General features: G+C 58.8%; 11 protein-coding genes. 6 read left to right on the top strand and 5 right to left on the bottom strand.

The annotated features are described in order from the left end of the window. Positions 1-417: 417 nt before the first annotated feature. Positions 418-1,170: a heme oxygenase (biliverdin-producing) gene (locus NW863_RS02530; RefSeq protein ID WP_414364180.1), complete on the top strand. Its 753-nt coding sequence runs from the start codon at positions 418-420 to the stop codon at positions 1,168-1,170. An 84-nt stretch (positions 1,171-1,254) separates the two neighbouring features. On the opposite strand, the gene NW863_RS02525 is transcribed toward NW863_RS02530, so the two are convergent. After that, positions 1,255-1,785 carry a pentapeptide repeat-containing protein gene (locus NW863_RS02525; RefSeq protein ID WP_414364179.1) on the bottom strand — a complete coding sequence of 177 codons (531 nt, stop codon included), beginning with the start codon at positions 1,783-1,785 and terminating at the stop codon, positions 1,255-1,257. 140 nt (positions 1,786-1,925) lie between these two features. Here NW863_RS02525 and pyrR point away from each other — a divergent pair, with 140 nt between their 5' ends. From pyrR to NW863_RS02505, 4 genes are all read left to right on the top strand, one after another. After that, on the top strand, positions 1,926-2,480 hold the full coding sequence (gene pyrR / locus NW863_RS02520; protein WP_414364178.1) for a bifunctional pyr operon transcriptional regulator/uracil phosphoribosyltransferase PyrR: 555 nt from the start codon (positions 1,926-1,928) through the stop codon (positions 2,478-2,480). Positions 2,481-2,536: 56 nt separating this feature from the next. Then, positions 2,537-3,508, top strand: coding sequence for a putative 2-dehydropantoate 2-reductase (locus NW863_RS02515; RefSeq protein ID WP_414364177.1), 972 nt, complete (start codon positions 2,537-2,539; stop codon positions 3,506-3,508). A 45-nt stretch (positions 3,509-3,553) separates the two neighbouring features. Beyond that, positions 3,554-4,129 (top strand): metal-binding protein, encoded by a 576-nt coding sequence (locus tag NW863_RS02510; protein ID WP_414364176.1) that lies wholly within the window; start codon positions 3,554-3,556, stop codon positions 4,127-4,129. A 104-nt stretch (positions 4,130-4,233) separates the two neighbouring features. Continuing rightward, the gene (locus tag NW863_RS02505; RefSeq protein WP_414364175.1) at positions 4,234-5,958 is read left to right on the top strand and encodes an ABC transporter ATP-binding protein; all 1,725 of its coding nucleotides are present in this window, start codon (positions 4,234-4,236) and stop codon (positions 5,956-5,958) included. Between the two features lie 3 nt (positions 5,959-5,961). Here the strand turns inward: NW863_RS02505 and NW863_RS02500 are convergent, their stop codons facing one another. The 4 genes from NW863_RS02500 to NW863_RS02485 form a co-directional block, all read right to left on the bottom strand. Continuing rightward, positions 5,962-6,873 (bottom strand): carbohydrate kinase family protein, encoded by a 912-nt coding sequence (locus NW863_RS02500; RefSeq protein WP_414364174.1) that lies wholly within the window; start codon positions 6,871-6,873, stop codon positions 5,962-5,964. A 9-nt stretch (positions 6,874-6,882) separates the two neighbouring features. Further along, entirely contained in the window at positions 6,883-7,746 is an 864-nt protein-coding gene (locus NW863_RS02495) for a M48 family metallopeptidase (RefSeq protein WP_414364173.1), read from the bottom strand. Positions 7,747-7,772: 26 nt separating this feature from the next. Then, positions 7,773-7,901, bottom strand: coding sequence for a hypothetical protein (locus tag NW863_RS02490; RefSeq protein ID WP_414364172.1), 129 nt, complete (start codon positions 7,899-7,901; stop codon positions 7,773-7,775). A gap of 160 nt (positions 7,902-8,061) precedes the next feature. Further along, a complete protein-coding gene (locus tag NW863_RS02485; protein WP_414364171.1) occupies positions 8,062-8,301 on the bottom strand; it encodes a hypothetical protein in 240 nt (79 codons plus the stop codon). Between the two features lie 173 nt (positions 8,302-8,474). On the opposite strand from NW863_RS02485, the gene treY reads away from it, so the two are divergent. Then, complete coding sequence (gene treY / locus NW863_RS02480) at positions 8,475-11,276, top strand: malto-oligosyltrehalose synthase (RefSeq protein WP_414364170.1); 2,802 nt, start codon at positions 8,475-8,477, stop codon at positions 11,274-11,276. Positions 11,277-11,323 lie beyond the last annotated feature (47 nt).

The raw sequence follows: 11,323 nt of genomic DNA, 5'->3' as shown, positions 1-11,323 counted from the left end.
TGTCCGGCGAATGTCGCCAGATCGCCTGGGATCCCCTTCGGGCCGCGGTTGCAGGAGCGTTCCCCAATTTGCCTTAAGGATTGTTCACATCCATTCACACTCAGGCAGATTATTCTAATCGTTGACTGTTGGGCAGTCACCTGCTGCTCCAACTCTGCTTGCCGGTCGTCAACAGGGCTCGGAAAAGTGGGGTGGGCCTGGAGGCCAGGTCAAGTCGTTGGAGGGCGCGCTCAGCCTGGTGGGGGTTCTGGTCTGCGTCGCGGTGACCAGAGGGGATCCCCAGCAGGATCCCCATCCATCCAGATGAGAAGGGGTTGAAATGGGTTTACGCAGCCTCTCAGGCCAGGGCGACCTTTATTTATTGATGTTTTTGAAAACAGCTAGACACAAGCAGCCGTTTTTGGCGAGGAGGATTTTGTGAGTCAAAGTCTGCAACCAAAACACCAGCCTGCCAGCCTCTCTGTTCAGTTGCGGGAGGGCACCAAGCAGTCCCACACCATGGCCGAGAATATGGCCTTCATCAAGTGCTTCCTCAAGGGGGTGGTGGATAAAAAAGCCTACAGCCGCTATGTGGGCAATTTTTACTTTGTCTACAGCGCTCTGGAAGAGGGGTTCACGCAGTTGCGAGAGCACCCGCTGGTGGGCCGGCTTTACTACCCGGAGCTGTGGCGCAAGGCCAGCCTGGAGAAGGACTTGAATTATTTTGTCGGCCCCAATTGGCGCGCTGTGGTCAAGCCCTCTCCGGCTTGCCAGGTCTATGTCGACCGCATTCGAGAAGTGGTGGAAAAGGATCCGGTTCTGCTGATTGCCCACGCCTACACCCGCTACATCGGCGACCTTTCGGGTGGCCAGATCCTGAAAAACATCGCCCGCCGGGCCATGGGCCTGCCGCCGGGGGAAGGCACCGCCTTTTACGACTTCGAGCAGATCCCCCACGAGGGCAAGTTCAAGCAGCGCTATCGCGCTCAGTTGGACGCGCTGGAGCTGGATCAGGCAACCATCGAGCGCATTGTGGCGGAAGCCAATTACGCCTTCCAGCTCAACATGGACTTGTTCAAGGAATTGGAGGGCAATTGGCTGCTATCAATGGCCCGCTTGGCCTGGAACTCTCTTCTCAACCAGTTTCAGCGCCAGTCCACCCGCTCTGAGGCGGCTGCCCCCAGTCCCTAGCCACAGCTATTCCCCACCCCAGAGACTCTTTGCTGGGCTGCCAATCCCCCCTCTCCCTCAGGGAGAGGGGCTGGGGGTGAGGGATCAGTCGCATGCGAGGGTGTCGCGGGTGGCCCGCCCGGTGACGGGGTTAACGCCGCTGGCCCGTTCGCAGAGGATGGCAAGGGCATCTTTCCGGATCAGGGCGTTGGTGAAATCCGCCCCCTCGATCTGGATCCCTTCCACCCGCGCCAGCCACATCATGCTGTCCTGCAGTTGGGCTTCCCGCAGGTCGGCACCTTGCAAATTGGCCATGTCCAAGGTGGCGCCGCGCAGATCGGCCCCCCGCAGGTTAGCTCTGCTGAGGTTGGCCCCAAACAGATTCGCCCCTGCCGCTTTGACGTGGCTGAGATCGCTTTGCCGCAGGTTGGCCTTGAGAAATTTCCAGCCGCTCAGGTCTTGTCCGGCAAAGTTCGCCCCCTGCAGATCCCGCTTGCTGTAGTCTTCTGCCCAGGACGGGGATCCCAAGAGGGCGACGCCTAGGCACAGGATCAGCCCGCAAAACACTGCACCCCGCAGGAAACGGGTCAGCCAGGACAGTCTCACCAAACCAGAAGCCGGCCAAGCAACAGACATCGCGGATCCCTCCCGGAAACCTCCACGGCTTTGGGACTGCTCTTACTTTTATCCTACCGGATGGGGATCCCACCGGCAGATTGGGCTAACTTGGGCTTTTATAAGCTGAGTCCCAACTGGCGAGGGGGTGACAGGAACCCATGTCCACAGTCGAGATTTTCAATGCGCAGCAGATAGCGGAGCTGATCGACGCTCTGGCCACCGCAATCGGCAGGGATCACCCCCACTTGGACAGGCTGGTGTTGATCGGCATTCGCACTCGCGGCGTCCCCTTGGCCTACCGCTTGCGGGATCGCATCGCCACCGGCTTCAGGAGCCCACCGCAGGTAGGGGAGCTGGACATCACCTTCTTCCGCGACGACCTGGGCTCCGGCGGCCTGCGCACTCCCAATCGCAGCGAGCTGCCGCGGGATCTGAGCGGCCAAGAAGTGGTGCTGGTGGACGATGTGCTCTTCCGGGGTCGCACCGTCCGTGCGGCTCTGGAGGCCCTCAACCACTTTGGGCGACCGGAGCGGGTGCGCCTGGCTGTGTTGATCGACCGCGGCCACCGCCAGTTTCCCATTCAACCGGACTACTGGGGCCACAAGCTAACCACGGCCCCTGAGCAGATCGTCAAGGTGCACCTGCGGGAAACCGACGGCGAGGAGCGGGTGTTGTTGATCGACGCCAAGCCTGAGGAAAACAGCAGAGAGTGAGCCTGAGACGCCCCTGGGGTGCGGTATGGTGGGGATAATCTGCCGACTTTCGCCCTATGGCTGTGTTGCCGGAAACCCGTCGCTACGCTGTCTTAGGCACAGGCGCCCTGGGAGGGTTTTACGGGGCAAAACTGCAACAGGCTGGCTTCACGGTGCATTTTCTGCTCCACAGCGACTACGACCATGTGCGCCAGCAAGGGCTGTGGGTAGAGTCCTGCTGGGGGGATTTTCATTTGCCGCAGGTGAATGCCTACGCAGCAGTGGAGGACATGCCCCCTTGCGAAGGGGTGATCGTGGCTTTGAAAGCCACCCAAAATCACCTGCTGCCGCAGTTGCTTCCGCCCGTATTGGCCGAGAAGGGTGTGGTGATCCTCCTGCAAAATGGACTAGGGGCAGAGCCGGAGATTGCCAACTGCGTTGGCCCTGAGCGCATCATGGGTGGCCTCTGTTTCATCAGCTCCAACAAAGTTGGCCCTGGCCACATCCGTCATCTGGATTATGGCTCGGTGCTGCTGGCGGAATACGGCCCTGGCTATGCGCCCCAGGGGATCACGCCTCGCCTTCAACAAGTTCAAGCGGATTTTCAACGGGCCGGGATCCCGACCTCCCTTTCTCCAGATCTGATGTTGGCCCGCTGGCAGAAGTTGGTCTGGAACATTCCCTTCAACGGCCTCTCGGTGATCTTCAATGCCGATACCCAGCAAATGATCCGCGACCCTGAGGCCCGCACTTTGGCGGAAACGCTGATGCACGAGGTGATCCAGGGGGCTGCCGCCTGTGGCCGCCACCTCCCGGAGACCCTGATCCCCGAGATGCTGGCCAGCACCGAGAAGATGGCCCCCTACCGAACCAGCATGAAGATCGACTACGAGCGCAAGCGTCCCCTGGAACTGGAGGCTATTTTTGCCAACCCGCTCCGCTATGCCCAGCAAGGCGGGATTCAGATGCCGCGGGTGGAGATGCTCTACTGTCAGTTGCAGGTGTTGGATCGCCTCAATCGAGGGATCCCTGTTGGTTCGCCAACTTGAGCCGGGGCAAGCTTTTTCCTCCTCCTGCGGCTAGACTCAGCCGCAGTGGCCTACTGCGCTGGCTTCATGCCTCTGGGATCCACCCACGATCGCATCACCCTCTGGACAGCTCCCGGCGTCACTCTGGCAGCCGGCCTGTTGGGCAACAGCGCTGCCGTAGCTCTGGCCGTGGGATCCGCCTATCTCTTCAGCGGCCTGATGTTTTCCGGGGATCTGGACACTGACTCTCGCCAGTATCGCCGCTGGCTGTTCCTGCGCTGGATTTGGCTTCCCTACCGCCGCTGGCTGCACCACCGCTCCTTCTGGTCCCACGGGCCGATTGTCGGCACTGCCCTGCGGCTGCTCTACCTGGGCCTGTGGGTGGCGGGGGCGGGCTTGGCGGCAGCTTGGCTGGGATCCCGCCTGGGTTGGTGGCAGTGGCAGCCGGATATCTGGCGGGACAACCTCTGGCAAGAGTTGCATGCGCACGCAGAGATGCTGCTTTGGGTGGGGATGGGGCTGGAGCTGGGTTCGATGAACCACAGCCTCAGCGATTGCCTGGTCTCCCGCTGGCGACGTTGGCGCAGACGCCGTCGAAGAAGGGGATCCCCCCTTACCAGGTATGGGCAAAAGTTAGGCTAGCCAGAGCTGTCTAGGAGACAGCCCCGCTAGCCAGGGATCCCAGCAGCCGCTTGGGGCCCGATCCGGTAAGCTGATTGGGGCAGAAGTCTTTTCTTCTGAGATCTGTGCATCCGGGTCGTAGCTATCGCCGCCTTTTTCCCTTCATTCGGCCCCATCTGTGGATGTTGCTGCTGGGGCTGGCCTGTACCCTTGGCTTTGTCCTCACCATGCCTGCCCTCGCCTACTTGATCGAGTGGGTGGCCCGCTCCATCGGCGCAGGGGATCTGGGACAATTGCGGATCTTGGCCTTGATCGGGGTGGTGTTTTTTCTGGTGCGCGGCGCCTTCCAGTACGGCCAGGACACCCTTATGGCCAGGGCCTCTTTGCAAATGGTATTGGAATTGCGGCAACGGCTCTACGCCCATTTGCAGGGTTTGGATGTGGACTACTTTTCCGGCAGCCGCACTGGCGACCTGGTCTACCGCCTCACCGGCGATCTGGATCGGGTGGGCGAAGTGGTGCAGCGTTTTTTCCACCGCTTCATCCCCAGCGTGCTCACCATCTTGGCGGTGGTGGCCTACCTGTTCTACCTCAACGGCATCCTCACCTTGACCACCCTGGTGATTGCCCCCCTGATGGGCGCCTTGATTAGTTGGTTTGGGGATCGGCTGCTGCTGCGCTCCCGCCTCAACCAGGAGAGCATGTCCGACCTGTCCTCTCTCCTAACCGAGGCCTTTGCCGGCATCAGCCTCACCCGCGCCTTTGCTGCTGAGGAATACGAGATCCGCCGCTTCAGCGCCATGGCCGAGAACAACTGCCTGGCCCGCTTTCAAACCGAACAGGTTAAAGCTATCCAAGACCCGGTGGTGGGCTTTCTGTACGCCATGAGCGTGTTGGGAGTGTTTTGGGTGGGCGGCTGGCAGATCAGCGAGGGCAACCTAACCGGCAGCCAGTTTCTTGGCTTTATTGCCGGGGTGGCCATGTTGATCGACCCCATCGTCCACATCACCAACAACTACAGCGAGCTGAAACAGGGGGAAGCCTCGGTGGAGCGGATCTTCGAGCTGCTGGATACCCGCTCCCAGGTGCGGGAGTTGCCCGGTGCTCGTCCCATGCCCCCCATTCAGGGCTGGGTGGAGTTCGAGCAGGTTTCCTTTGCCTACAAACCAGATCAGCCGGTGCTCAAACGGATCAGCTTCCAGGTGGCCCCCGGCGAGATTGTCGCCCTGGTGGGATCCTCCGGCGCCGGCAAGTCCACCCTGGTCAACCTGATCCCGCGCTTCTACGATCCCCAGGAAGGCTGCATCCGCATCGACGGCATCGACATCCGCACCGTCACCCTCAAGAGCCTGCGCCGCCAGATCGGCATCGTGCCCCAGGAGATTACCCTGTTTTCCGGCACCATCGCCAGCAACATCGCCTACGGCCAAGAGGACTTTGACCTGGAAGCGGTGCGGCAGGCGGCCCGTGTGGCCAACATCGACAGCTTCATCGAGAGCCTGCCCGATGGCTACGCCACCCGTGTTGGAGAGCGCGGAGTTACCCTCTCCGGCGGCCAGCGGCAGCGGTTGGCCATTGCCCGCGCCCTGTTGCTCAACCCCAAGATCCTGATCCTGGACGAGGCCACCTCCGCCCTGGATAACGAATCGGAGGCCTTGGTGCAAGAGGCTCTGCAACGGCTGATGCAACGCTGCACAGTCTTTGTTATCGCCCACCGCCTTTCTACGGTGCGCAGCGCCCATCGCATTTTCGTCCTCGAGCAGGGGCAACTGTTGGAGGAGGGCAATCATCGCGAGTTACTGAGCAAGGGGGGGCGCTACGCCCAGTTCCACTGGCGCCAGTTCCAGTAGCTTCTAAAGCCCCCACGCCTGCCGGAAGGGGCGATAGAACGCCGGATCTGGGGGGGCACCCCCCGCAACTCCACAGATGGCCGCCGCAAACTCCACCGCCCGTTGCAGCAACACCGCCTCTGGCCATCCCTGCAGCAGGCCCAGAATGGCCACCGCGCTGAAGGCATCTCCTGCCCCCACCGTATCCACCAGCCGCGGCACCGGCACCGGCTCCCCCCGATACACCCCCCCAGCGGTGAACAGGAATGCACCTGCCGCCCCCAGCGTTAGGAACAAGCCCTTTAGATTCAACCGCGCCCGCAAGGCCTGCCCCTGTTCCTCCACCTTGCCAGCGGGGATGCTTTCTAGCTGCACCACCTGCTCCAGCTCCTCTTGGTTCAGCTTCAGCCAAGCGCAGGTGCGCAGCATTTCCCGGATGGGGCCTGGGTGCCACCAGGGATCCCGCAGATTGAGGTCCAAAAACACCGGACAGCCCACAGTGGCAAGGGTCTCCTGAAAATGGCGATGGGCTGCTTCTCGACGCGCCGCCAAGCTGCCCCGGTAGATCAGGCTGGGGCGGAGGGCTTGCAGAGCTGCCCTGTCCAACTGGATGTAGTCGTAGGCTTGGTCGGGCAAGATGGCGAAGGTCGGGATCCCCTCCCCATCCAGCGTGACCCGGACTTGGCCGGTGGGGTGAACCGGATCCCGCTGCAGCCCTTCCAGACGCAGCCCCTGCTGCCGCAGCGCTGCCAGCATCCTTTCTGCCGCCTCATCCTGGCCGACGCGGCTGAGCAAGAGGGGATCGGCTCCTAGCCCTTTGAGGTTCCAAGCCACATTCAAAGCTGCCCCGCCCAGCACCACCTTGTCTGGGAAACAATCGAAAAGGGTCTCCCCCACAATCAGGGGGAGGCCAGAGGTCACTCCGAGGGGAGCCATCCTGGCCTCTCAGGCAGCAGTCGAGCCGTGCTGCTCCAGGATTTGCCGGTAAGTATTGCTGCGGAACCAGCGCTCAATTTCCCGAGCTCGCAGCACCGGCAGCGGGTGGGTGCGCCCAATGGTCTGCATCTGCTTCAGCTCAAGCTGCCAGAGATCGTCGTCCAGCTCCTCGTAGGTGCGGGCCTGCTCCAGAAAAGCATCCACATTGAGCTTGGCGGCCAACTGCGGCGAGCCGCCGCACAGTTTCATCAGCACCGAGATCACCGTTCTTGCATCCTGGGTAACCAGCAGCGCCGCCCGGTCGCAGGTAAACTCGGCACAGCGCAGCCAGTGCAGCAGTTGATCTTGCAGCGCCTGATAGAACAGCCCGCCGAAGGGGAGCAAACTGGTCGAGAGCATGAGAAGGTTGGCCATTGTCAAGTAGACGCCGTGGTTGCACTTGAGGTGGCCCAGCTCGTGGGCAATCACGGCTTGAATTTCCGGCGGCTCCAGCAAGTCCAGCAGAGAGCTGTGCAAAACGATAAAAGGCTTTTTTCCTTGCATGGCAAAAGTGTAAGCGTTGGGCACGGGATTTTGGCGCACGTAGAGCTGGGGCACTTCGAGATCCAGGATGCGACAGGCCTGCACCAGAAGCTGGTGAATTTCCGGCAACTGGTGCTCGTTAATTTGAATGCTCGAGGCGATGTTATCCAGATAAAAGATCTCCCCTGCCGTCGAGCCGAGCAAATTCTGAATCAGCAGGCCCAGCCCCGGCACCTGCTGCAGGGAGCGGGTTGCCTGCAGATCCACAGGATGGCGAAACTGGTCAGCCCGCAGGCCCAACAGGATGCGGGGCTCGCGGGGAAGGGTTGGTGTGGATGGCATAGAAGACATAGGAGGCCGTAGAAAAACGCTTAGGGTCACAACTCGTAGGGCATAAACTGACGCAGGCGGTTTAACAAAAATAGCCGCTCCGGCGGGGGATCCGGCAGCACCGGCTGATGGGAAAACCCCAAGGGATCCTTCCCAAAAGGGATCTCCCAATCCACGACATGATTCCCGATGCGCGTTCCATCGGTAACCAGCCGCCCATTATCGGCGATAGAGCCGCCCCTGCCCAACCGATTGCTCCGGTAGGTTCAAGGCGAAAAACAGCCGCTGCTGGCTCCCCGCCCAGTCCAGGGCCTTCTGTAACCGCTCTGCCCAAACTCACGCCAAAGCCGCCGGCTGAGAAGTGGCGTAGGCCTCGGCAGGGGTCGGCGTCACCGTCAACGGCAGTTGCCCATTGAGAAAAGTATGGGCTGGCAGAGGAGCCGCCAAGGGATCCGGACTGGGAGGAGCAGGAATCTCCAGGCTGACCTGGGGCTGGGAGCTGCTGGCCTCCAGCAAAATCTCCTCCAGGCGTTGCTGCATCAGACGCAGACGGGCAGGAGAACAATCGTTGCCCATCTCGCCGCTGCCTGGTTTAGCATCATTGTCTGCACTTGGGCACTCTTGTGCCCCTGAACACCTATCTAGGGTCTGGCCGATCTTTATCCAGGAGCCCCCGATCTTAGCCGCTACCCTGGAGAAATCCCTTCTGGTCATGGGCTGAGCCACCTTGTCGTCGTTTTGAGGTCGCCATGCGGATCCCGACTTCCACCTATCGCATTCAGTTTCACGCTGGATTTGACTTTGAGGCAGCGCGGCAAATTGTCCCCTACCTGAAGTTGCTGGGCATCAGCGATCTGTATGCTTCTCCCATCTTTCAGGCCCGCAAGGGCAGCACCCATGGCTACGACGTCGTGGATCCCAGGCAGATCAACGTGGAGCTAGGGGGGAGTGAAAAGTTTGAACTCTTGTGGGAAACCCTCAACCGGCAGGGAATCGGCTGGATCCAAGACATTGTGCCCAACCACATGGCCTACGACGGCCAAAATCAAATGTTAATGGATGTTTTGGAAAGTGGCCCTAACTCAGACTTCATCGATTACTTTGATGTCAACTGGAACCATTCTTATCTAGGTATTAAGGGAAGGATCTTGGCACCTTTTTTGGGTGACTTCTACGATAAATGCTTGGAGTCTGGACAAATCCAGCTCCGTTACGACGCTGATGGCCTTAGCATCAACTACTATAACTTGAGATTTCCTCTAAATATTGATACCTATGCCGATGTTTTTACCTACAACTTGGGCAAACTAAGACGAAAACTAGGACGCAGCCATCCCGATTACATCAAATTACTCGGGATCCTCTTCAGTCTTAAATTCATCCCTAGCAAAGAAGATCTTCTAGAGCGCACCGATCAGATTAACTTTGCCAAGCACTCCCTATGGGAGCTCTACACCTCTAGCCAACATATTCAGAACTTTTTTGACGAGAACATTGCCATTTTTAACGGCAAGCCAGGGGATCCCTCAAGCTTTGACTTGTTGGACAGCCTTTTGGCGCGACAAAACTTCCGCCTTTCTTTCTGGAAGGTGGGTGCTGAGGAGATCAATTATCGTCGTTTTTTTACCATCAACGATCTGATCTCGCTGCGGATGGAAGATCGCGAAGTATTTCGCAAAACACATCAGCTCATCCTCAAGCTTTCAGAACAGGGGCGCTTCACGGGTTTACGCATTGACCACATCGATGGCTTATTTAACCCAGAGGAGTATCTCCATCGTCTGCGAGAACGCTGCCCAGATCTCTACATCGTGGTAGAAAAAATACTAGAAGCTAATGAGAAGCTACCTCAGCAATGGCCAGTTCAAGGCACAACGGGTTACGACTTTTTAGCTAAGCTTAATGGCATCTTTTGCCAATCGGAGAATGCAGAAGCCTTCAGTGCTCTGTATCAAGATTTCACCAACCTACAACAGTCACCAGAACAAGTTATCGAAGATAAAAAACGGCTGATTATCGAGCGCAACCTGGCAGGGGACATGGACAACCTTGCTTTTTTGCTCAAGCAGATTACCAGCCATCACCGCTACGCCAACGACTTTACCCTCTACAGCTTGCGCCGAGCCCTGGCAGAGGTTTTGGTGTGTTTCCCAGTCTACCGGGTCTACATCCATGAAGGGATCCTCAGCCCAGAAGGTCAACAGGCTATCCGTCAAGCTGTAGAGAAAGCTAAGGAGAACCTGCCCATTCTGGTCAACGAGCTGAATTTCCTGCAGCGCTTTCTCTGCCTTGAGTTCCCTGAAAACGTCTCAGAGGAAGAGAAAAACGAGCAAATCTACTTTGCTATGCGGCTGCAACAGTTGGCCGGCCCTCTCATGGCCAAAGGGGTAGAGGATACGGCCTTCTATGTTTACAATCGGCTGCTATCCCTAAACGAAGTGGGTGGGGATCTGTGTCGTTTTGGCATTTCCGTCCAAGAGTTCCATCGCTTTAACCAAGAACGAGCAGCCCAGTGGCCCTTCTCAATGAATGCTTCCTCCACCCATGACACCAAACGCGGCGAGGATGTGCGGGCCCGCCTGAATGTGCTCTCGGAAATCCCCGCCGAGTGGGAGAAGCACATTAAACTCTGGCATGAGTTGAATCTTGGCTACAAAGTCCGCAGCAAGCAAGCGAAGCGTTTGGAGCTGCCGGATCGCAACGACGAGTATTTTCTTTATCAGACCCTAATTGGCTCCTATCCCTTTCAGCCGGAGGAAGTTCCCACCTTTATCCAGCGAGTTAAAGACTACGCCATTAAAGCGGTTCGGGAAGCCAAAGTTCACACTGCCTGGCTTCGCCCCGATACCGAATATGAAGAAGCCACCCTTGCTTTCATCGATCAGATCCTGCAGTCCTCAAGCCCCTTCCTGGAGTCTTTCCTGCCCTTTCAGCGCAAAATTGCCCACTTTGGCATCTTTAACTCTCTCTCTCAAACCCTGCTGAAGCTCACCAGCCCTGGGATCCCGGATATCTACCAGGGCACGGAGCTGTGGGATCTCAGTATGGTAGATCCCGACAATCGTCGGCCCGTGGACTTTTCCCGTCGCCTAGCTTACCTCGAGGAAATCCAGCGGCGAATTAAGCAGGATTCCCTGCAACTGATCCAAGATCTTCTGCTCCACCGCCACGACGGCCGCATTAAGCTGTTTCTCATCCATCAGGTGCTAAAGGGCCGTCAGGAACAGCCGCAACTGTTTCTGGAAGGCAGCTATATCCCCCTGCAAGTAAGCGGCTCCTATGCCAACCACGTCATCGCTTTTGCCCGTCAGCACGACAAACAAGTCGTCCTGGTGGTGGCGCCCCGCTTCTTAACCTCCTTAATTGACGAGACGCAGGATCCCCTAGGGGAATTGGTTTGGAAAGATACGGAAATTCAACTGCCGCGCTGGAAGCGGCTGGACTGGGTGAACGGCCTCACCCAAGAAGGGATCCCAGCTGGCGACACCTTGCCGGTGGGCGCCGTCCTCAAGTCTTTCCCAGTGGCTCTGCTGTGGGGGCAATCTCGCTGAGGAACCTAGGGAGCCGCTGCCGCAGGGGTTAGGGTCTGGAAGTTGAC

The sequence above is a fragment of the Synechococcus sp. B60.1 genome (genome assembly GCF_047462555.1).
Classification (GTDB): Bacteria; Cyanobacteriota; Cyanobacteriia; order Thermostichales; family Thermostichaceae; genus Thermostichus.
Note: the sequence above shows the minus strand (reverse complement) of the source record. Positions and strands in the feature narration are given on the sequence as shown.

Excerpts from the sequence above, each read along its gene's own strand:
- NW863_RS02525 (WP_414364179.1), bottom strand. The coding sequence starts at position 1,785 with ATGTCTGTTGCTTGGCCGGCTTCTGGTTTGGTGAGACTGTCCTGGCTG.
- pyrR (WP_414364178.1), top strand. The coding sequence starts at position 1,926 with ATGTCCACAGTCGAGATTTTCAATGCGCAGCAGATAGCGGAGCTGATC.
- NW863_RS02515 (WP_414364177.1), top strand. The coding sequence starts at position 2,537 with ATGGCTGTGTTGCCGGAAACCCGTCGCTACGCTGTCTTAGGCACAGGC.
- NW863_RS02500 (WP_414364174.1), bottom strand. The coding sequence starts at position 6,873 with ATGGCTCCCCTCGGAGTGACCTCTGGCCTCCCCCTGATTGTGGGGGAG.
- NW863_RS02495 (WP_414364173.1), bottom strand. The coding sequence starts at position 7,746 with ATGTCTTCTATGCCATCCACACCAACCCTTCCCCGCGAGCCCCGCATC.
- NW863_RS02485 (WP_414364171.1), bottom strand. The coding sequence starts at position 8,301 with ATGGGCAACGATTGTTCTCCTGCCCGTCTGCGTCTGATGCAGCAACGC.
- treY (WP_414364170.1), top strand. The coding sequence starts at position 8,475 with ATGCGGATCCCGACTTCCACCTATCGCATTCAGTTTCACGCTGGATTT.